A 20,934-nucleotide genomic window follows, 5' to 3' on the forward strand; every position below is an offset into this window, starting at 1 on the left:
ACCGAGCCTCGCTTCAAACCCGCAGCTACACAGAACGTTACAGCTGCTTCAAGACCTACAGCCACACCCTTGTTCCCGGCTCTCATCGACCCTGAATGTTTGGGTGATGGCGTTATCTCCCTGACACGTTCACCGTGCTCTAAACGTGCAGTGTAAACAGACCTACAGGTGAACGGAATAACTGCGGAGCGACAGAATTCTCCCGGAAGATTTTGAAAGAACGTGGGATAAGAGACAGAGAGAAAGATAAACGCCCCTCCGGCGAGAGGCGTCACCACGATTAAGAACTTTCCTTAAGCTAAATCAAACCCGGTTGTCAATGCTGATTAATGCCCTATAAGCTTTGATTTGAAACAAAATTTAACGCTTATAGCGGTTCATCTAATCCGTTAGTGTGATAAAAATCACATTAAGACGGTGGGGGACCTGCCGTCGACAGCCCGTTTTTGTTTCAGTTGAAAAAGTTAGGTCGAACGTTATGGATGCGAAACCAACTCGCAGCCCCGGTGGAAAAATTGCGCTGTGGCTGTTTTATGCTTTTTGTTTGTACATCGTTTGGGCGATGGTGCGTTATTTTTGGGTCGTCAGTGGGGTCACCAGCGGCGATCTGGGCACCTTCGGCGGGAAATTGCTTGGCGCATTAATGGGGTTGCTGGTACTTGGCTCCGTTGCGGCAGTGCTGGGCTGGGTTGCCTGGTATACCCGGCCACGTGTTTATCCTGCCCGCGTCCGCGATAATCGCCAGCATTAAAACGAACTTTCTTAGGCAGAGCCGCATTTGTCTGTGGCTCTGCGCGTTCCCCCGCCTTACCTGCCTTCACTCCCGCGTCCCCAGCCTGCATTGATGTTGTCATATTATTGTCATCAATCTGGTTATACTCAAACTTGCGCTTTTCACGAGAAGGGGAGTACGTGTATGCCGATTGCCCGCTGGCAGCAGCAGTTTGAGCAGTATCTGATTGAGAACTGGGCGCAGGACGACAAGGCCCATGACGTGGCGCATTTTCGGCGAGTATGGAAAACCGCTCAGCATATTATGGAAGGGACCGAGGCCGACAGGCTTGTGGTGCTGACCGCCTGTTATTTCCATGACATTGTTAACCTGCCCAAGAATCACCCGGAGCGCCATCTGGCCTCAACGCAGGCCGCGCAGGAAACGCTGCGTATTCTGGAAACGCACTTCCCGGACTTTCCCCGCGAGCTGTATGACGACGTAGCCCATGCGGTGCGGGCCCACAGCTTTAGCGCCGCCATTGCGCCGCAGACGCTGGAAGCAAAAGTGGTGCAGGACGCGGACAGGCTGGAATCGCTGGGGGCGATAGGCCTCGCGCGCGTGTTTTATGTCTCCGGGGCGCTGGGGCGCTCGCTGTTTGACAGCGACGATCCGCTGGCCGAGCGCCGCGAGCTGGATGATACGCAGTACTCGGTGGATCATTTTCAGAAAAAGCTTCTGCGCCTGCCGGACTCAATGCAGACCGAAGCCGGGCGAGCGCTGGCGCACCACAATGCGGATTTCCTCGTGGGCTATATGGCGAAGCTGTGCGCCGAGCTGAAAGGCGACTATCTGCAGGTAGACGAGCAGGTTCTGCAGCGTTTTAAATCACAGGCTTAATCTTCCCGGCCCGCAGTTCAGTCTGCGGGCTGTTTCCGTTCTCTCTGGGTCAAATCAGTGATACAGTTTCACTCCCTTTTCCCATCTTTGGTTCACGATGAACGATCTTGACGCGATAGCAGAACACCTCTCCCTTCAGGCACAGCGCCACAAACAAACTCAGCAAGAAGAAGATCACGCCCTGGTCAGCCGCTTACTCGAAATCTACGATCAAAAAACCGTCGCCCTGCGCCTGCGACAGGTGGGAGGTGACTGGACGCGCGAATCCCTGAACCGCTGGTATAACGGCAAGTCTGCGCCACGGGGCTTAACCGAGGTGGAAGTGCAGATGCTGCAAAGTATGCTGCCGTCGCCGCCGTCGCATCATGGCCGCTATGCCTTCCGCTTTATCGACCTGTTTGCCGGCATCGGCGGCATTCGCAGCGGCTTTGAGGCGATTGGCGGCCAGTGCGTGTTTACCAGCGAATGGAACAAACATGCGGTGAAAACCTACAAGGCAAACTGGTATTGCGACCCGGCGCAGCATCAGTTTAATGAAGATATTCGTGACGTGACGCTCAGCAACCGCGGCGACGTGACGGACGAGCAGGCGACGAAACACATTCAGGCCACGCTGCCCGACCACGATGTGCTGCTGGCCGGCTTCCCCTGCCAGCCGTTTTCCCTGGCGGGCGTGTCGAAGAAAAACGCCCTTGGGCGCGCGCACGGCTTTGCCTGTGAAACCCAGGGCACCTTGTTCTTCGACGTGGCGCGAATTATTGCCGCCAAACGTCCGCCGATTTTCGTGCTGGAAAACGTTAAAAACCTGAAGAGCCACGACAAAGGCAACACGTTCCGCATCATCATGCAGACGCTGGACGAGCTGGGCTATGACGTGGCCGATGCCGCCGTCACCGGGCGCAATGACCCGAAAATTGTCGATGGCAAAAACTTCCTGCCGCAGCATCGCGAGCGCATCGTGCTGGTCGGCACGCGCCGTGACCTGAACCTGGACTCTGCGGTGACGCTGGCAAGGCTCAGCGATTTTTATCCGGCTCGTCGCCCGACGTTTGGTGAGCTGCTGGATGATGAAGTCGAAGCAAAATATGTTCTGACCCCGACGCTGTGGAAATACCTCTATAACTACGCGAAGAAGCACCAGGCCAAAGGGAACGGCTTCGGCTACGGGCTGGTTGACCCGACCAATCCGGCAAGCGTGGCCAGAACGCTGTCGGCCCGTTACTTTAAGGATGGCGCGGAGATCCTGATCGATCGTGGCTGGGACAAGGCGCTGGGCGAGGTTAACTTTAACGATCCCGATAATCAGCTGAACAGGCCGCGCCGCCTGACGCCGCGTGAATGCGCCAGGCTGATGGGCTTTGAATCACCGAAGGGCAAAGCGTTCCGCATTCCCGTGTCCGACACTCAGGCTTACCGCCAGTTTGGTAACTCCGTAGTCGTTCCCGCGTTTGCCGCAGTGGCAAAACTGCTGGAGCCGGTCATCAAGCAAGTGGTGAAAAAGCGCTAAGCGGAGAAAGATATGGCGGATGTACACAGCAAAGCTATACGCAGTAAAAACATGCGAGCCATTGCTACGCGCGACACCGCCATTGAAAAACGCCTTGCCGCGCTGCTGGCCGAATGCGGATTTAGCTTCCGCGTTCAGGACGCAGCCCTGCCCGGCAAGCCGGACTTTGTGGTGGATGAATTCCGCTGCGTTATCTTTACCCACGGCTGTTTCTGGCATCACCACGACTGCCACCTGTTTAAGGTCCCGGCCACGCGCACCGACTTCTGGCTGGATAAGATCGGCCGCAATGTGGCAAGAGATAAACGCGATGTCGGGCTTTTACTGGCGCGGGGCTGGCGGGTACTGGTGGTTTGGGAATGCGCGCTGCGTGGCCGCGAGAAAATGAGCGATCGGGCGCTGTGTGAACGTTTAGAAGAGTGGATTTGCAGCGGCGGGCGTAGCGCAGAAATTAACGTGACCGGAATACATCAGCGGGATGAAGGCGACCAGCAAACGCTGGCCGCAGAGTAGCTATTTTTCTACTTCACAAGTCTCAACAACCGGTTTGGCTGGGAAGAGATATTTGCCCAGCGTGACCAGCACCACGGCAAAAATGATGATGCCCAGCGCCAGCCATTCAATCGGCGAAAGGTTTTCGCCCGCAAAGGTGGTGCCCAGCAGCACGGCGACGACCGGGTTAACGTAGGCATAGCTGGTCGCTACGGCCGGGGAAACATTACGAATCAGGTACATATAGGCGCTGATGGCGATCATGGAGCCAAACAGCGCCAGATAGCCTACCGCCAGGAAGCCTGCGGCATCCGGCATAGCCGTTAAGCGTTCGCCGCTCAGGGCCGAAACGCAAAGGGCGACAATGCCCGCCGCTAACATCTCAATGGCGCCCGCCATCATCCCTTCGGGCAGCTCGATCCGCGAGCCGTAAACCGAGCCAAATGCCCAGCTTAATGAGCCAATGAGAATCAACAACGCGCCCGTCGGATTTCCACTGAGGTTGCCGCCGCTGTTCAGCAACAAAATGCCCGCCAGGCCAATGGCAATGCCCAGCCACTCCAGCTTGCGGGTTTTAATCCCGAACAGGCGGCTGAAGCAGAGGGTAAACAGCGGCACGGTGGCAACCATCACCGCAGCAATGCCGGAAGCAACGTGTTGGTGCTCGGCAAGCGTCACAAAGCCGTTGCCAACCGCCAGAAGCAGGACGCCTATCAGCGCGGCATTAAGCATTGGCCGCAGGCGCGGCAGCTTGTGCCCCCGGAAAAGCAAAATAGCCGTTAATATCACGCCAGCGCAGAGAAAACGCACGCCGGCCATCATAAACGGCGGCCAGCTTTTTACCCCAATGGCGATGGCAAAATAGGTCGATCCCCAGATGATATACAGCGCGAAAAGAGCCGCAATCAGCGGCAACAATTGGCCAGAACGAAGACGCATATTCCCTCACCAGGCTTCAATTTCAGGCCGATAGTTAACGCCAAAAGGCAGCGGATAGCGAGCCTTTTACTTGTTGATGTAATGTTAATTTACATTGACAAAGACGAGTAATTTTCGCGGCGGCGATTTTGCTTCATACTCTTGGGTAACGAAATCAATAAGGACAGATATTTTGGCTGGAAGTAGCTTACTGACATTGCTCGACGACATCGCCACGCTGCTGGACGACATTTCCGTGATGGGCAAACTCGCGGCAAAAAAAACGGCTGGCGTACTGGGCGATGACCTTTCGCTTAATGCCCAACAGGTGTCGGGCGTTCGCGCTAACCGGGAACTGCCCGTCGTCTGGAGTGTGGCAAAAGGGTCGTTTATCAATAAACTGATTCTGGTGCCGCTGGCGCTGATTATCAGCGCCTTTGCTCCCTGGGCAATTACGCCGTTGCTGATGGTGGGCGGGGCATTTTTATGTTTTGAAGGCGTGGAAAAGGTGCTGCACAGCATAAAGGCGAGCAAGCACAAGGAAAGCGCGGAGGAAAAGCAGGCGAGGCTGGAATCTATAGCTGCCCAGGATCCGATGGCTTTTGAGAAAGACAAAGTAAAAGGGGCAGTGCGTACCGACTTTATTCTTTCGGCGGAAATCGTCGCCATTACGCTGGGCATTGTGGCCGAAGCGCCGCTGCTGAATCAGGTACTCATCCTGGCCGGTATCGCGATTCTGGTGACTATTGGCGTCTACGGGCTGGTTGGGATGATTGTGAAAATCGACGACCTGGGCTATTGGCTGGTGGATAAACGCGCGGCGCTGGCCCGGATGGTGGGCAAAGGGCTGCTTGTTCTTGCGCCGTGGCTCATGAAGATCCTCACGATTGTTGGCACGCTGGCGATGTTCCTGGTTGGCGGCGGCATTCTGGTACACGGTGTGCCGGTGCTGCATCACGGCATTGAGCAATGGGCGGGCCAGTTGGGCGGCGTTGTGGAGCTTGTCGGCCCCACGCTTGCTAATCTGGTGCTCGGCTTTATCGCCGGCGGTATTGTGCTGCTCGTGGTGAATGGCATAAATCACCTGCGGGGCAGCGCTTCGCACTAAGTTCGAGAAGAAAAATATCGCTTTAGTCAGGAAAAAACGCTGACCATTGGCTATACCTTTAGAGGTTTTCACCCCTAACGCCGGAGGCGGCAATGGTCTATGTGGTCAGCGATGAAGTCCGGCGTAAAAACGGTGGTCCTCGCATGATAGTCACGGGTTATTCCAGTGGCATGGTGGAGTGCCGGTGGTACGACGGTTATGGCGTAAAGCGCGAGGCGTTCCGTGAGGACGACCTGGCGCCTGTTGAAACCAGAGAGCATCACCAGGCGTGAAGCCTCTGGTTCTCTAACTGAACCCGGCATTGCCGGGTTTTTTTATGCCGCCGTAGCGTGGGCTATCTTCGACAAAGCGCCGCCGCGATGGCAAAATCTGCCATGATTTCATTCTTCCGGCATTTCCGGGAGGAGTTGATAACGGCGGCTTAGGCCACCAGCCAGGGAGTCTCCCCCTTGATCGGTAACGCATTTGAGCGGTTTTTAAGCCGCTATAAAAGACCGCAGCGGGTGGTAAACCTCTGTTTTGTTGTGGTGTTTCTTTGTTCAACGCTGCTGACCTGGCGCGAAGTGGCGGTGCTGGAATCAGCCTATATCTCTAACCAGCGCAATAGCCTGGATAACGTCGCTACCGCGCTGGACCGGCAGCTGCAGCACAGCATCGATAACCTGTTGTTTTACCGCAATACCATGCACTACGCGCTGCAGTCGCCTATTTCGACGGACATTTCCCGTAAAACGCTGGCAGATTTCGCCATCCAGCGAACGCAACCTTACTGGCAGCTGAAGCTGGATCTTAATCGTGGCATGCCGGTTAGCGGCGTTTCCGACGAATTTGTCGCCCATAACAGCCTGCTTGGCCGCGATGAAAACTGGCTTTATCCGGAGCTGGAGGCGGCGCTGGAGTTCAGCTACATCATGCAGCTTGCCGACGCTAAGCGGGACCTGCAACGGCGGGTATTTTACGCCTCAAGGGCGGGCTTTTTCCTTTCCAGCACGCCACCGGAAAACGACCCGGCGATTGTTTCGCTCTACCATCGTTTGATTGCCCAGCCCTATTTTGTCGCCCAGTCACCGGAAAATAACCCCGGTCGTGGCCTCCAGTGGACCCACACCGATAACCCCGGCAGCCACAGCGGGCAAATAATCACCGCGTCGGTGCCGCTTGATCTGAATAACCGCTGGTATGGCGTGCTGGCGATGGATTTCCCTATCAACGGCATGCACGAATTCCTCCAGGCGCTTTCTCACGATCGCTATGAAGGCAAGGTTATGCTGTTTGACAGACAGTTCTCGCTGATTGCTACGGCGGCTGACCACGTGTCGCTCGCGCCGGTGTTTAACGAAAAACAACAGGCCGAGATTGCACGCTCCATGGAAAACGGAGAAGAAGGTGAGCTGCGGATGGATACCCGCTTCGTGACGTGGGCGAAGCTGATGAACTTTGACGGCGTGTTGATCAAGGTGCATACCCTGGGCGAGGGCGTTCAGGGAGAGTTTGGTCGGATCAGCATTGTGCTGACGGTGCTTTGGCTGCTCTTTACGCTGATGCTGCTTATTTCCTGGCGAATCATCCGCCGGCTGGTGAATAACATGCTGACCCTGCAGCAGACGCTTAGCTGGCGTGCGAATTACGATACCCTTACCCGGCTCTACAATCGTGGCGCGTTCTTCGATATTGCCCACGGTCTCGCCCAGGATTGCCAACGCGAGGATAAACCTTTTTCGGTTATCCAGATGGATCTCGACTTCTTCAAAGGGATTAACGATCGCTATGGGCATCACGCCGGGGATAAGGTCCTGGCTCACGCTGCAGCGCTGCTAAGCTCAGCCCTGCGTGAGGAAGACGTGGCCGGGCGAGTGGGCGGCGAAGAGTTCTGCGTCCTGCTGCCGGGAACTAACCTTCCTGCAGCCGCGAAAGTGGCAGAGCGTATTAGATTAAGGATTCATACCAAAGAGTTGCTTCTGATGGCCGGTGAAACCATTAAAATCAGCGCCTCGTTTGGCGTCAGCTGCGCGCATGAGCGCCATGATTATGATTTTGAACACCTGCAGTCGATTGCCGACAGGCGTTTATACAAAGCGAAGCAAAACGGCCGCAATCAGGTTTGCACCCAGGACTGATCCTTCCCGCGAACGATGTCCGCTATATCATATAAGCACTGCTGATGTTTTGTTCGCGGTGTAAGCGGGAGCCGTTGCAGAAATAAGGGTAATGTTTTGCCGCGTCATACACTGCTGCCTACGGGGAAGTTTGCTGAGTTTGCGCTGAGATAATGGGAAGGAAGGGACCGGGTGGTTTAGGATAAATCTCATTTTTATCAGGTGGTCACTTTTGTTTGAGCTCAGGGGGATGGCAAAAAAAATACGTTTCATAAGCAATTAGCATCAAATTCACCACATCAATAAGGTAGCGTCTCTCCATTCTTTAAAAGAATATATCCTTGTATTCAATAAAATTTAAGGTAATGTGGTCAACACATCAGATTTCCTGATGTAACGAATTTCAAGTGCTTCTTGCTTAAGCAAGTTTTCATCCCGGCTCCCCGGCCGGGATGCTTTTCTTAGCGATTAATTTCGTTCACGCTGAAATCCCGAATATCCAGCTCAAAAGCATCCGCCAGTTCCTTATAGCTATGCCATTCCCGGCCATCAACGCTCACTCGTTGCGGGTGCTCATCGTTGCCGGCGTGCCGGATATCGCTCTCGCTAATTTCATTGATGGCGGCCAGCAGCGCGTCAACATCGACTTCCGTGTCCTGATGCGCCGCGTTACCGCTCATTTTCACGGTCTTCATCACTTTACCCTCGCCTGACTACCAGCCTTAAGTATAGACGCTTCAGATAATGCGCCAGACCGTCCGCAGAGAGGGCGCTGAAGGGCTTTTTGATCTACAATGGCAAACAATGTATCTGGAGGAAATAACCATGAAAATCAACGATCGGGTGACCGTTAAGACCGACGGAGGCCCGCGACGTTCGGGCGTTGTTCTGGCGGTGGAGCCGTTTAACGAGGGGACGATGTATCTCGTGGCGCTGGAGGATTACCCGCTGGGGATCTGGTTCTTCAACGAGTCCGGGCACCCGGACGGGATTTTCGTGGAGAGGGACGAGTAGGTTTTGGGGATGAACCTCACCCTGGAAGGGAGAGGGAATAAAAAATGTTCCACGTTGGCTGTTTTCCCCCTCTCCCTCTGGGAGAGGGACGGGGTGAGGGGAAGATTTGTTCCCGGCTCTCATCACCCCCGGCTATGACCCAACTCAGGCGGGGTTGGGCTGCCGGGAGCAGCGAAAGAGAGCGATCGCCTGGCACGATAACCGCCGCAAAAATCGGCGTAATCAGCGAATATTTCATCGCTTAATATACCTTACGATTTTGCTTCTTCAGGGTTTGCTGCTGTTGAGGTCACGCTCGTTGTTGCGGTTTTGTTACGGTTATGGGTGTCGTGAGCTTGTATTTAATCTCTGACACCGTCAGAGATTAAATACCACGGCCTTAAAGGCGTAGGGGAGAGGCGCAAGTAAAAAAAGCTACCGAAGGTTAACAAAAATACCGTTGGTGACGTTATCGGTGAGGCGAACTACATGATATATCACCTGCTTGTTGTGGGTCTTGATTTTGCGTTTAATATTCCCTTTATGCGATGAAACGGTTTTTGCCTTGATGTTCATTTGATCGGAGATTTGAATCGTTCCCTGTCCTGACATCCACATTTTCAGCATGCTGGACTCTGTGCGACTAAGAGAAAGTGTCGGCAAATTAATATGTCCAATACATTGTGCATTTTTTGCTAAGTATTCCGCTAAAATATCGTCTAAAGATTCAGGCTTGATGGATTTCGAACTGATCAACAGGTTTTCCCGAACCAGCAGATATTCATCAAAATGAATATTGGCAATAGCCATAAAGACTAAAAATAGCGTCCCTGGATGTTGATTAATGATCTGCTTTATTTGCTGATTGCTTTCCGGGTCATGAATAAAGCAGTCTTCATTAATAAACACCACGCTGGGTGCCTGCAACCGGCATGCCTGTGCCAGCTGTTCTACCGTTTCTACATCTGTAATGTGCCGTTTTCTAACCCCGCGGCTGGCTAAGTAGCCGACAAGCCCCAGCCGGGTATAGCTGCATAAGTCCATAATAATCGTTGACATAGCAAACCCTCACTAAGCGCGTTATACCCGCAATAAGCCGCAGTGCAGATTGAAAGCTGTACTGGTTTTACCAGTGACTGACGAGGTCAATCTCAGGGCAAAACCCGCCCGCCGCATTTCCGCAGTTCGAATTATTTTGGGTAACCATTATTAATAATTTAAAAGGCGAAATCACTATCCCGGAAAGTTGCCTATAATTTGCCAGGAATGTTCTTAAAGTAAAGTGAATGTTGCGTATTGTGAGCAAGGTAAAAACTTATATTCCGCGCCAGATATATCTTGGCGGATGTTATTAACAATTTTTTTTAGGAATATCCTCAGAGAGGCATCATGAAAGGTGTGGGAATTAATTTGCGGGGATTTCGCTGACTATATCCGCGAGAAGGTCAAAAATCTCGCCGAATAAATGCTCGGTGAAGGGGGCGATAAGCGGCATCATTACCATAAAAATTAGCATCCCGATAGACAAGGTGACCGGAAAGCCGATAACAAATACCGATAGCTGGGGCGCCATACGGTTTAACAGGCCCAGGGCGATGTTAAGGGTAAGTAACAAAGTGACTAACGGCAGCGCCAGCATCAGGCCATTGAGGAATATAAGCCCGCCTGCTCGCGTCAGCGCCATAAAGGCGTTGCCGTTGATCGGATTGCCGCCGATGGGCAAGGTGTGAAAGGTATCGACCAGCATCGAAATCAGCCATAAATGGCCGTTAAAGGTGAGAAACAGCAGCATCGCCAGAATATCCAGAAACCTGGCCAGTACCGGCATGTTGAGGCGGCTGCCGGGATCGAAGAACGTGGCAAAGGAAAGGCCCATCTGCAGGCCAACAATTTCCCCGGCGGTACGCACGGCGGCAAACGCGAACTGCATCGTAAAACCCAGCGCTACGCCAATAAGAATTTGCTGCATTGCCAGCCAAAACCCGGCGGCGGAAAAAATCGTTACGCCGGTTGCGGGCAGGGAAGGCGCGATGATGAAAGTTATCATCAGGCCGAGGCCGATTTTGACGCGCTTGGGGATCGAACGCTCGCTAAGAATTGGCGCCGACATGATAAGCGCGAGCACGCGCAGCAGCGGCCAAAAATAGAGACTCAGCCAGTTAAGCCACTGGTTGCTGTCAACGTGGATCATCCAATGGTGTTCGGCAGATTAGTCAGCAGAGAGCGCATGTAGTCCAGCAGCAGGTTGAGCATCCACGGCCCGGCGATAACGATAGTCACGAACACCGCCAGGATTTTTGGAATGAAAGACAGCGTCATTTCGTTAATCTGCGTCGCCGCCTGCAGCAGGCTGATGACCAGGCCGCTTATCAGCGCCACCAGCAGCAGAGGTGCCGCAAGGGCAAGGGCGACCTTCATGGCTTCGGTGCCCATCATCATGACCGATTCTGGCGTCATTTTCTCTCTCCGCTAGCTGTAAAAACTTTGCGCTAATGAACCCACCAACAGCTGCCAGCCGTCTACCAGCACGAAAAGCATCAGCTTAAAGGGCAGGGCAATTGTCGCAGGGGGAACCATCATCATCCCGAGCGCCATCAGGACGCTGGCAATCACGAGGTCAATAATCAGGAACGGAATAAACACCGTAAAGCCAATCTGGAACGCCGTTTTCAGCTCGCTGGTGACGTAAGCCGGCAGCAAGATGCGCATAGGCACGGCTTCCGGTCCCTGCAGCGGCTGCGTATTGGCGAGGCGAGCAAACAGCGCCAGGTCTGCTTCACGCGTCTGGCGCAGCATAAACTCACGCAGCGGCTGAGCGCCTTTATCGATGGCGACTTCCATCGATATTTTGTCTTCGCTGAAAGGCTGGTAGGCGTCGCTATAAATTTTGTCGAACACCGGCGACATAATAAAAAAGGTCAGAAACAAAGCCAGGCCGACCAGCACCTGGTTAGGGGGGGCGGACGGGGTGCCGAGGGCGTTACGCAGCAGGCCAAACACAATAATGATGCGCGTGAAGCTGGTCATCATCAGCAGAATGGCCGGCAGGAAGGTCAGGGAAGTAATAAAGACCAGCGTTTGCACCGGCAGCGACCAGCTCTGCCCGCCGTTGGCGAGGGGCTGGCTTATCAGGCCCGGTAACTGCGCAAAGGCGGCGGCAGGGAGCAGCAAAAATAAGCCCGGTAACGAGAGCGTTAGCAACCGTTTCATCAATCTTTCCCGTTACGTTTAAGCAGGTTCTTCATCACTTTCTGGAAATCAGCAGGCGCAGGCGCTTTTTCCACAACGTCTGCGGCAGGCGCCGGAGGCAATGTGTGCAGATGGGTTATTTGGGTGGACGTCACGCCGAGCACCAGGCGAGCGTCCTCAACGTCCACCACCACCACGCGCTCGCGCGGGCCTACGCTCACGCTGGCGCTAATATTCAGCGACTTTTTTGCGCCAACGCCCGCGCCGGTGAAACCAAAGCGCCTGGCCAGCCAGGCGGCCACCAGGATAAAAATCACAATACCGGCCAACGCGCCGCTTACCTGAACAAGCGGCGAGCTGGCGTTGACGGTAGGCTGACTGACGGTGGCCTGGGTTTTCATTTAGCGGCTCAGGCGACGCATACGTTCTGATGGGGTAATGATGTCGGTAATACGCACGCCGTATTTGTCGGCCACCACCACCACTTCACCCTGGGCAATCAGGTAACCGTTGATCAGAATATCCAGCGGCTCACCGGCCAGCCCGTCGAGCGCCACCACGGAACCCTGCGTCAGGCGCAGCAGCTCTTTGATGGTCATACGGGTGCGGCCCAGTTCGACGGTCAGTTTGACCGGAATATCCATAATCAGGTCGATATCCTGCACGTTACCGGCAATATCATTACCTTCCAGCGCGCGGAACACGTTGTCTGCGGTACTTTTTCCGGAACTTTTCTGCTCGTTTAACGCATCAGCCCACAGATCGTCCACTGAGCCTGCATTGTCATCGGACGGTTGATTAATATCACTCATTTGGGCTGTTCCTCATTCAGCGAATTCAATATCGGGTTGATCAAATGTTCGACGCGCAGGGCATACTGGCCGTTGACCGTGCCGTACTGGCTGGTCAATACCGGCACGCCGTCTACATGCGCGATAATACGATCTGGCTTTTCGATGGGCAGCACATCGCCAGGTTTCAGTTTTAGGATTTGGGACAACCGCAGCGGGATATCGGCGAAGTTCGCCACCAACTCCAGCTCGGAATGCTGCACCTGACGCACCAGGGTGTCGCGCCAGCTTTGATCTTCCTGACGTGAGTTCTCCAGCGGAGGATTCACCAGCAGCTCGCGCAGCGGCTCAATCATGCTGAACGGCAGACAGATGTTGAACTCACCGGTCAGGTTGCCAATTTCGACGTGGAACGGGGTGTTAACCACGATGTCGTTAGGCGACGTGGTGATATTGGTAAACTTGACCTGCATTTCCGAACGAACGTATTCCACGTCCAGCGGATAAATCGCCTTCCACGCGTCGCTGTAGGATTCCAGCGCCAGCTTCAACATGCGGTTGATAACGCGCTGCTCGGTGTGGGTGAACTCGCGGCCTTCCACTTTGGTCGGGAAGCGCCCGTCACCGCCGAACAGGTTGTCGACCGCAATAAACACCAGGCTTGGTGAAAAGACCAGCAGCCCGGTGCCGCGCAGCGGCTTAAGGTGGATCAGGTTCAGGTTGGTTGGCACCGGCAGGTTGCGGGCAAACTCGTGGTACGGCTGAATACGAATCGCCCCGACGGTAATGTCCGGGCTACGGCGCAGCAGGTTAAACAGCCCCATACGGAACTGACGAGAAAAACGCTCGTTAATGATTTCCAGCGCCTGCAGGCGCTCACGCACAACGCGACGCTGGGTGTTCGGGTCATAAGGACGAATGTCGGTTTCGCCCGGCGTCCCGGCCTTCGGCTCGTCTTTATTCTCACTGTCGCCGTTTAACAGCGCATCGATTTCGGCCTGAGAAAGAATACTGTCGCCCATGGAGTTACCGCAAAATAAAGGCGGTATACAGCACGTCGCTGACTACCTGTTGAGGTTGCCCGGCGACCAGAGGCGGCGCCAGAGTAGTTTTGATCGCTTCTACCAGCTTCTGCTTGCCCGCATCGGTGGCGAGCTGGTTGGCATCCTGACGAGAGAACAGCAGCAGCAGGCGGCTGCGGACTTCCGGCAGGAATTCGCTCAGGCGCTGGCGGGTGGCTTCATCTTTCAGGCGAAGCGTAACGCCGATGTACAGGACGCGATCCGCATCACCCAGATTGACGGTAAAGGTATCCAGAGCGAAGAACACTGGCGCAGGCGGTGGCTCAGGCGCTTTGGCCTGGGCAGTGGCTGGCGTTTGCTGCATGCGCCAGTAGCTATAGCCTGCGGTTGCGCATGCGGCGAGTGTGATAAGAACCAGTATCGGCACCCAGATGGCGCGCTTACGGCCTTTCGTGATAGCGGTATCAGTCATTGAACGCTTTATTCCTGTATCGGTACTGCTGAATAGCAATTATCCCGTGTCTCCGGGCGGTCAAAGCCCGGAAAACACGCGTTTATTGTCGCTAGCTCTGGCGTTTACCCGTCAACGGGGCTCAGGCAAAGATATCCACCGCGCCGTTGCTGTTGGCCAGACGCTGCAGGCTATCGGCCACCGGCAACGGTTCTGCGTCGCTGCCGTTAAGCGAGAAACGCTCCGTGCCGCGGGCGCTTTGCTGCTGTTGCTGTTGGCCAGATTGCTGCTGGGCAAAGCTTTCGCTGCTGATGTTGCTCTGCCCCAGTTGAATACCGCTTTCCGCCAGCGCCGTGCGCAGGGTTGGCAACGCGGCTTCCAGCGCGGCACGCACGTGGCTGTGCGGGGACATCATCTGCAGCTGCGCCTGGTTATCTTCTAGTTTTAGACTAATTTGCACCTGACCGAGATCTTCCGGGTGCAATCTCAGCTCGGCGCTGTGCTGGCCCTGGCGGGTGAACAGCGTCACGTGCTGAGAAATCTGCTGTTGCCACTCATGGCTTCCCAACTGGGCGCTGATCATCGGCGCCGTTGGGGTGGCGATGTGCGTGGTCGTCGGGGTGGCGATGGTGGCGCTGCTGATGGCCGGGGTTATCTGAGGCGTAACCGGGGCCGTGTTATTTACCTGCAGAGGCGCGTTGTCACGGCCGTCGCCACCTTTGTTGGCGGCCAGTTGGGCTTTGTCGTCAGCGGGCTGCTGAGCCATGGAGGCAGCCGTTGCCGCTGCGGTTTTGCTGTCAACAAGGGCCGAGGTTGCCGGGGCTGCTTTTTTAACGTTAGCGTCGGCCGGCAGCAGGCTATCCGTGGCGCTTTTGCCTGCGGAATTACCCGCCGTGGTCAACGCAGATAACGCTTTTGTATCGATGCTGGCACCGGTTTTACCCAGCGTCGCGGGCTGTGCGGCGGAAACCGGCTGCGGCAGCATGGCAAGCAGTGCGCTCAGCGTTTGCAGCTCGGCGTCGCTCAGCGGCTTGTCGCTTTTGGCGTCTTTATCTGCCAGTTCTGGCTTGCCGCTCGCGTCGGTTTTACCGATGGAGGCGAGCAGGGCGGACAGCGCTTCTGGCTGCTCCGGCGTACTGAGCAATTCGTTCAGCACCGTCTGGCCGTCTTTGGCGTCGCCTTTCGCTGCGTTAGTGGCCGCGACTTTGCTTAAGGCCGCGCCCAGAGGCAGAGATTTGCCGTCTTCCAGCTCGACCTTGCCCGGCAGCGCTTTACTCAGCAAATCTAAAAAGCCTTCGCCGAAGCCTTTGCCATCCGCGCCCGTACCTTTTACATCCCCGGTCGCAGCGGTATCGGCCCCGTTGTTTAACAGAATTTTTGGCAATGCGATCATTCACCTTTCCTCAATGTGGCCCGCTGGGCGTATTCGTCCATCTGCTTCTGATCGAGTCTGTTCTCTGCGAGCAACAGCTCCGCTGCCTTTCTGTCCTGCAGGGTTTGCCATGCCTGCAGGCGCTTTTGTTTTTCCTGCCACGCGCCCAATGCCTGGTCGACTTTATTGGTCCACTGCATCAGCTGCTGGCGGTGCTGGTCGATAGCTTTTTCCAGCGTGCGTATAAACTGCTGGTAGTTTTGCCAGCGGGTGCTGGCAATCCCCTGGCTCATGTTGTTATTCAGGCTGTTGCTGTACTCAAACTGATAGTTAATCAGCATATTGAGCTGCTCTTCTGCCTGTTGACAGCCCCGGCGCATCTCCCCTAAACGAATCGCCGCTTTTTCTACTTCCTGGGCGGCGAGCTCACGTAATGTATCCAGTGCGCTGTTTTGGTTCATGGTCACCTCTCATCAAACCGTTGGGAAGAGCGCCTCCAGTGCGAGGCAGGCTTCTTCCCAGCTTGCGCGTTCAAAAATGCCTTGTTGCAGGAATGCTTCCAGATGCGGCCACAGTTCAATGGCCTTATCGAGCATCGGATCGCTGCCTTTGGCGTAAGCCCCCACGCTGACCAAATCACGGTTGCGCTGGAAGCTGGATAACAGCTGTTTGAAACGACGTACCCGGGCGTAATGCTGCTCGGTAATCAACGATGTCATGGCACGGCTGATAGAAGCTTCGATGTCGATGGCCGGGTAGTGGCCCGCTTCTGCCAGGCGGCGCGACAGCACAATGTGGCCGTCAAGAATGGCTCGCGCGGAGTCGGCAATCGGGTCCTGCTGATCGTCGCCTTCGGTGAGTACGGTATAAAAAGCGGTAATCGAACCACCGCCGTGAATGCCGTTGCCCGCGCGTTCAACCAGCGCCGGGAGCTTGGCGAATACCGAAGGCGGATAGCCTTTGGTGGCCGGCGGTTCGCCGATGGCGAGGGCAATTTCACGCTGCGCCATCGCGTAACGGGTCAGCGAGTCCATGATCAGCAGCACGTGCTGGCCACGGTCGCGGAAGTCTTCTGCGATACGCGTGGCGTAGGCGGCGCCCTGCATGCGCAGCAGCGGGGAAACGTCCGCCGGAGCGGCAATGACTACCGAACGCGCACGGCCTTCAGCACCGAGAATGTTCTCGATAAAATCTTTTACTTCGCGCCCACGTTCGCCTATCAGGCCCACGACGATTACGTCGGCCTGGGTGTAACGCGCCATCATGCCGAGCAGGACGCTTTTACCGACGCCGGAGCCGGCAAACAGGCCCATACGCTGGCCGCGACCTACGGTCAGCAGGGCGTTAATCGGGCGTACGCCAACGTCGAGGACATGTTCAATGGCCGTACGCTGGAGCGGGTTAAACGGCGCAGCGCCAAGCGCGCCCATCAGGTCGGTATCCGGTGAAGGCAGGCCGTCGAGCGGGCGACCGCTGCCGTCAAGCACGCGCCCCAGCAGCGCCGGGCCGAGCGGTAATTTTTTACCGCTGTGCAGGCCTTCCGCCGTGGCCGAGCGGGCATAAACCCTGGCCCCTGGCAAAATGCCTTCGACTTCTTCGAGCGGCATCAGGAACAGCTTGTGGCCGTTAAAACCGACCACTTCACATTCGACTTCGCGATCGTGCTGCTCAATGATGCAGGTTGCCCCGAGCGGCAGCTGCAGGCCGGTGGCTTCCAGAACCAGGCCGGTGGCGCGGGTCAGGCGGCCGTAGCGACGAACGGACGGCAGTTCTACCATCCGCGCTTCGAAGTTATCGAGTGTGTTCAGCCAACGGGTGAGGCGGGCGGTCATCAGAGCACTCCCGGCGCGGCCAGACGGCAAAGTTCTTGCCAGCGGGTTGCCACGCTGGCGTCGAGATCGCCCTCATCGGCGGAGACTTTGCAGCCGCCCTGATGCAGGCCTGGGTCACCGCGAAGGCGCCAGCCGTGCAGGCTTAGCGTGGCACCCAGCATTTCTTCTACCCGCTGCAAATCATCCGGGTGGACGCGAAGCTGCGGTTTACCGCTGAACAACGGCTCCTGCATCAGCAGTCCCTGAATCTGTTTGATCAGCGCATTGTTATCGACCGCTGGCGTCTCGCCGATGACCTGGCGAGCGGCTTCCAGCGCCATTTGCATCAGGCGGGAGGCGATAACGCTGTCCAGCGCGTCCAGCGTGTACTGGAACTCGCTCACTAGCTGCTGCATACGTGCGTGCACCGGAGCCTGCTGCTGACGGGCTTCATTGATGCCCTGCTCAAGCCCCTGCTGGAATCCGGCCTTGCGGCCTTCTTCTACGCCCTGATCGTGCCCTGCGGCAAAGCCCGCGCTGTGGCCCTGTTCACGCGCCTGAGCCTGCATCATCGCCAGCGTTTGCTGGAGGTCCGGCTCGCTTTCCTGCTCTTCCTCTTCTGTACTGGCTTCCGGCATCACAATCTCTTCGAAAACCGGCGTTGGGAAGGCAAGGTCGTCAGGCGTCCAGCGTTTCCATGGCAGCGTATTAGACATAGGTATCCTCGCTGGTGCCGATTACCATTTCGCCGGTCTCCGCCAGGCGACGCACGATGAGCAGGATAGCTTTCTGTTCGTTTTCGACCTGCGACAGACGTACCGGGCCACGGTTGGCAAGGTCGTCGCGCAGGATGTCCGCCGCACGCTGGGACATGTTGCGCAGGAACTTCTCGCGCAGGGCCTGCTCCGCGCCTTTGAGGGCGATAAGCAGAGATTCGGACTCCACTTCCTGCAGAAGACGCTGGATGCTGCGGTCGTCGACGGCCACGAGGTTTTCGAACAGGAACATCTCGTCGATGATTTTCTGCGCCAGCTCGCCGTCGAAGTCGCGCACGGCGGTAATAACGGCCTCTTCCTGCTGGGTTTTCATCAGGTTGATGATTTCCGCAGCGGTTCTTACGCCGCCCATTTTGCTGCGCTTGAGGTTCTGGCCGTCGAGCAGGTTGTTCAGTACCTCGGTCAGCTCCGCCAGCGCGGCAGGCTGGACGCCGCCAAAGGTGGCGATACGCAGCATCACGTCGTTGCGCAGGCGCTCGTCGAACAGCGCCAGAATGTCCGCGGCCTGGCCACGCTTGAGGTGAACCAGAATGGTGGCGATGATCTGCGGGTGCTCGTCGCGAATAAGGTCTGCGGCGCTCTGCGGCTCCATAAAGTTGAGCGTTTCGATGCCGCTCGTGGTGTCGCGCGTTTCGAGAATATCTTCCAGCAGGCTGGAGGCGCGTTCTTCGCCCAGCGCCTTGATCAATACGGTACGCAGGTAGTCGTTGGCGTTGATGCTCAGCGCCGCGAACTGTTCCGCTTCCTGCTCAAACTCCGCCAGCACTTCGGTCAGGACTTTGTTGGAGATCTGATGGGTGTTCGCCATCGCGGCACTTAAATGCTGCACTTCACGCGGGCTGAGGTGCTTGAACACCTCCGCGGCGCGGTCTTCACCAATGGTCATCAGCAGGATGGCGCTCTTTTCGGTTCCGGTCATACTCATATTTCAGTACTCATCCATTGGCGGATCACCAGCGCGACTACGCGAGGATCGTTATCGGACATATCACGAATTCGCTGACTCATGACTTCTGCGCTCAGGCGCTGGTTAGCTTTACGCTGCTGCTGTTGCTCGTCACGGCTAAGCGTAACGGCCACGGCTTCTTCTTCGGCTTTAACGCTCTGCTTCGCTTCGTTAGTGGCTTTCAGGATTTCCGCGCGGCGAGTCAGCTGCGGACGAATCGCTTTACGCCATATCAGCCAGGCAACAATCAGCACAATCAGCCAGCGACCTGCGGAGAGCAGCATGTCGAAGAAGGCCGGAGACTTCCAGAATGGCAGGCTGCTGCCGGCGTCGTCTTCGGTGGCGGTAAACTGAGAGTTGACCACGTTCAGGGTGTCGCCACGGGTTTCTGAATAGCCCATCGCTTCACGCGTCAGGTTTTCAATCTGCTTCATCTGATCGGCGGTCAGCGGCAAAGGTTTGCCGTCGGCAAGCGTACGGTAGTTCACTACCACGGCTACCGACAGGCGCTGGATATCGCCCACGTTCAGCTTGGTGTGGCGAATGGTGCGGTCCACTTCATAGTTGGTGGTTTCGTCACGTGACGTGTTGCTGCTGCCGTTCTGGCTGGACGTGCTGGTCTGGTTCTGCTGGCCGTTATTGGCCTGCTGATTGGCCTGGTTATTGTTCTGCGGCGGCGTTGAAATTGGCGCCGTGTTAGCCGGAGCGGGCTGGTTGGAAAGCGCGCCCGGCACGCCGCCAGGGAACTGACCGTTAACCTGAGAGGTCTGGTTCAGCTGGCGTGAACGCACCGCCGTTTGAGCCGGATCGCCGTTCGGGTGGTATTGCTCTTCGGTCTGCTCTTTATTAGCAAAATCAATCTGCGCGGTGACCTGGGCGTGAACGTTGCCGTTGCCGACTATCGGCCCGAGGATAGATTCAATGCGGCGCTGGTAGCGGCTTTCAACGTCGTTGGCGTATTTGAGCTGCGCATCGTTAAGATCGCGTCCGGCGTTGTTCGACTGAGTCAGCAGGTGGCCTGCCTGGTCAACCAGCGTGACGTTACCCGGCGGTAAACCCGCCACGGCGCTGGAAACCATGTGCACGACGGCGTTGATTTGCCCTTCGTCCAGCGCGCGGCCAGGTTCAAGGCTCAGGGTAACGGAGGCGGAAGGGGATTTTTGCTCACGAACAAACAGAGAAGGTTTTGGCATCGCAAGGTGAACGCGGGCGTTTTTCACCGGGCCAAGCGTTTCGATAGTGCGGGCCAGTTCGCCTTCCAGCGCGCGCTGGTAGTTCACCTGCTCGCTAAACTGACTGATACCAAACTTTTCCTGATCCAGAAGCTCGAAGCCCACGGCACCGCCTTTCGGCAGACCTTGCTGAGCCAGGCGTAGACGCAGATCGTAGACGTTATCTGCCGGGACCATAATGGCGCTACCGTTGTCTGAGAAGCGGTAGGGGATATTCATTTGCTGAAGCTGGGTCACAATCGCGCCCCCATCCTGATCGGCGAGATTGCTGTAAAGCACGCGGTAATCAGGCGCTTTTGCCCACAGTACCAGGGCCACCAGCACGGCAACGGCGGCGGCTCCGCCCATCATCAGCGGAATTCTTGGATTTGCACGAAGGCGATTCAACCACTCAAGAGTCTTGTTTTGCGGCGTTTGTGCCTGAGCAGCAGTGGTCATTCCACACCTCGCGGCTTAGCGTTGACAAAATTTTTAGAGTAATGAGTGAACAAGACTGACTCCCGGGTCGACAAACACGACAAAAGTTCCATATGGATGGCAGTGTCATTATTTTCGTTTCGGGAAATTTCGATGGCTGAATTAGCTCTATTTTTTACGTCTATTTAACGCCTTTATCCT

Annotated in this window: 24 protein-coding genes; 8 read left to right on the forward strand and 16 right to left on the reverse strand. The window is 56.1% G+C overall.

Translation table 11 applies throughout. From position 1 onward, the window contains the following. The first annotated feature begins 478 nt into the window (after positions 1–478). The 4 genes from drpB (at position 479) to HX778_RS11720 (ending at position 3,632) form a co-directional block, all read left to right on the forward strand. On the forward strand, positions 479–751 hold the full coding sequence (gene drpB / locus HX778_RS11705; protein ID WP_176982062.1) for a cell division protein DrpB: 273 nt from the start codon (positions 479–481) through the stop codon (positions 749–751). A 165-nt stretch (positions 752–916) separates the two neighbouring features. Continuing rightward, the gene (locus HX778_RS11710) at positions 917–1,612 is read left to right on the forward strand and encodes a phosphohydrolase (protein WP_038481569.1); all 696 of its coding nucleotides are present in this window, start codon (positions 917–919) and stop codon (positions 1,610–1,612) included. Between the two features lie 97 nt (positions 1,613–1,709). Then, positions 1,710–3,119: a DNA cytosine methyltransferase gene (locus HX778_RS11715; RefSeq protein WP_176982063.1), complete on the forward strand. Its 1,410-nt coding sequence runs from the start codon at positions 1,710–1,712 to the stop codon at positions 3,117–3,119. Between the two features lie 12 nt (positions 3,120–3,131). Next, positions 3,132–3,632 (forward strand): very short patch repair endonuclease, encoded by a 501-nt coding sequence (locus tag HX778_RS11720; protein WP_176982064.1) that lies wholly within the window; start codon positions 3,132–3,134, stop codon positions 3,630–3,632. Here the strand turns inward: HX778_RS11720 and yedA are convergent, their stop codons facing one another. Beyond that, positions 3,633–4,550 carry a drug/metabolite exporter YedA gene (gene yedA / locus HX778_RS11725; protein ID WP_038481578.1) on the reverse strand — a complete coding sequence of 306 codons (918 nt, stop codon included), beginning with the start codon at positions 4,548–4,550 and terminating at the stop codon, positions 3,633–3,635. A 172-nt stretch (positions 4,551–4,722) separates the two neighbouring features. Between yedA and HX778_RS11730 the strand changes: the two genes are divergently transcribed. From HX778_RS11730 to dgcQ, 3 genes are all read left to right on the forward strand, one after another. Then, positions 4,723–5,637: a DUF808 family protein gene (locus HX778_RS11730; RefSeq protein ID WP_176982065.1), complete on the forward strand. Its 915-nt coding sequence runs from the start codon at positions 4,723–4,725 to the stop codon at positions 5,635–5,637. 92 nt (positions 5,638–5,729) lie between these two features. Further along, on the forward strand, positions 5,730–5,909 hold the full coding sequence (locus HX778_RS11735; protein WP_038481580.1) for a YodC family protein: 180 nt from the start codon (positions 5,730–5,732) through the stop codon (positions 5,907–5,909). Positions 5,910–6,086: 177 nt separating this feature from the next. Next, entirely contained in the window at positions 6,087–7,754 is a 1,668-nt protein-coding gene (gene dgcQ, locus HX778_RS11740) for a cellulose biosynthesis regulator diguanylate cyclase DgcQ (RefSeq protein WP_176982066.1), read from the forward strand. Positions 7,755–8,194: 440 nt separating this feature from the next. On the opposite strand, the gene yodD is transcribed toward dgcQ, so the two are convergent. After that, the gene (gene yodD / locus HX778_RS11745; protein ID WP_038481583.1) at positions 8,195–8,428 is read right to left on the reverse strand and encodes a YodD family peroxide/acid resistance protein; all 234 of its coding nucleotides are present in this window, start codon (positions 8,426–8,428) and stop codon (positions 8,195–8,197) included. Positions 8,429–8,558: 130 nt separating this feature from the next. Here yodD and dsrB point away from each other — a divergent pair, with 130 nt between their 5' ends. Next, entirely contained in the window at positions 8,559–8,747 is a 189-nt protein-coding gene (gene dsrB, locus HX778_RS11750) for a protein DsrB (protein ID WP_038481586.1), read from the forward strand. Positions 8,748–9,161: 414 nt separating this feature from the next. On the opposite strand, the gene rcsA is transcribed toward dsrB, so the two are convergent. The 14 genes from rcsA to fliF all read right to left on the reverse strand — a co-directional run bounded on the left by rcsA (position 9,162) and on the right by fliF (position 20,754). After that, positions 9,162–9,785 carry a transcriptional regulator RcsA gene (rcsA, locus tag HX778_RS11755; protein ID WP_176982067.1) on the reverse strand — a complete coding sequence of 208 codons (624 nt, stop codon included), beginning with the start codon at positions 9,783–9,785 and terminating at the stop codon, positions 9,162–9,164. 346 nt (positions 9,786–10,131) lie between these two features. Next, positions 10,132–10,917 carry a flagellar biosynthetic protein FliR gene (fliR, locus tag HX778_RS11760; protein ID WP_038481591.1) on the reverse strand — a complete coding sequence of 262 codons (786 nt, stop codon included), beginning with the start codon at positions 10,915–10,917 and terminating at the stop codon, positions 10,132–10,134. Next, the gene (gene fliQ, locus HX778_RS11765) at positions 10,914–11,183 is read right to left on the reverse strand and encodes a flagellar biosynthesis protein FliQ (RefSeq protein WP_008458124.1); all 270 of its coding nucleotides are present in this window, start codon (positions 11,181–11,183) and stop codon (positions 10,914–10,916) included. The genes fliR and fliQ overlap by 4 nt, the downstream gene beginning before the upstream one ends. A gap of 12 nt (positions 11,184–11,195) precedes the next feature. Then, complete coding sequence (gene fliP, locus HX778_RS11770) at positions 11,196–11,936, reverse strand: flagellar type III secretion system pore protein FliP (protein WP_038481596.1); 741 nt, start codon at positions 11,934–11,936, stop codon at positions 11,196–11,198. Then, positions 11,936–12,316: a flagellar biosynthetic protein FliO gene (fliO, locus tag HX778_RS11775; RefSeq protein WP_176982068.1), complete on the reverse strand. Its 381-nt coding sequence runs from the start codon at positions 12,314–12,316 to the stop codon at positions 11,936–11,938. The genes fliP and fliO overlap by 1 nt, the downstream gene beginning before the upstream one ends. After that, positions 12,317–12,727 (reverse strand): flagellar motor switch protein FliN, encoded by a 411-nt coding sequence (gene fliN, locus HX778_RS11780; RefSeq protein ID WP_008458131.1) that lies wholly within the window; start codon positions 12,725–12,727, stop codon positions 12,317–12,319. After that, the gene (gene fliM, locus HX778_RS11785; protein ID WP_038481602.1) at positions 12,724–13,728 is read right to left on the reverse strand and encodes a flagellar motor switch protein FliM; all 1,005 of its coding nucleotides are present in this window, start codon (positions 13,726–13,728) and stop codon (positions 12,724–12,726) included. Before fliM ends, fliN begins: the two co-directional genes overlap by 4 nt. Positions 13,729–13,732: 4 nt before the next feature. Further along, positions 13,733–14,200 (reverse strand): flagellar basal body-associated protein FliL, encoded by a 468-nt coding sequence (gene fliL / locus HX778_RS11790; protein WP_038481606.1) that lies wholly within the window; start codon positions 14,198–14,200, stop codon positions 13,733–13,735. Between the two features lie 121 nt (positions 14,201–14,321). Beyond that, positions 14,322–15,572: a flagellar hook-length control protein FliK gene (locus tag HX778_RS11795; protein WP_176982069.1), complete on the reverse strand. Its 1,251-nt coding sequence runs from the start codon at positions 15,570–15,572 to the stop codon at positions 14,322–14,324. Then, entirely contained in the window at positions 15,569–16,012 is a 444-nt protein-coding gene (gene fliJ / locus HX778_RS11800) for a flagellar export protein FliJ (protein WP_038481612.1), read from the reverse strand. The genes HX778_RS11795 and fliJ overlap by 4 nt, the downstream gene beginning before the upstream one ends. A 12-nt stretch (positions 16,013–16,024) precedes the next feature. Continuing rightward, positions 16,025–17,383 (reverse strand): flagellar protein export ATPase FliI, encoded by a 1,359-nt coding sequence (gene fliI / locus HX778_RS11805; protein ID WP_038481615.1) that lies wholly within the window; start codon positions 17,381–17,383, stop codon positions 16,025–16,027. Beyond that, positions 17,383–18,078: a flagellar assembly protein FliH gene (fliH, locus tag HX778_RS11810; protein WP_038481617.1), complete on the reverse strand. Its 696-nt coding sequence runs from the start codon at positions 18,076–18,078 to the stop codon at positions 17,383–17,385. Before fliH ends, fliI begins: the two co-directional genes overlap by 1 nt. Then, entirely contained in the window at positions 18,071–19,063 is a 993-nt protein-coding gene (gene fliG / locus HX778_RS11815) for a flagellar motor switch protein FliG (RefSeq protein WP_038481620.1), read from the reverse strand. The genes fliH and fliG overlap by 8 nt, the downstream gene beginning before the upstream one ends. Next, a complete protein-coding gene (gene fliF / locus HX778_RS11820; protein ID WP_038481623.1) occupies positions 19,060–20,754 on the reverse strand; it encodes a flagellar basal-body MS-ring/collar protein FliF in 1,695 nt (564 codons plus the stop codon). Before fliF ends, fliG begins: the two co-directional genes overlap by 4 nt. Positions 20,755–20,934: the final 180 nt, after the last annotated feature.

This window comes from Cedecea sp. P7760 (assembly GCF_013386425.1).
Taxonomy (GTDB): Bacteria; Pseudomonadota; Gammaproteobacteria; order Enterobacterales; family Enterobacteriaceae; genus Cedecea; species Cedecea selenatireducens.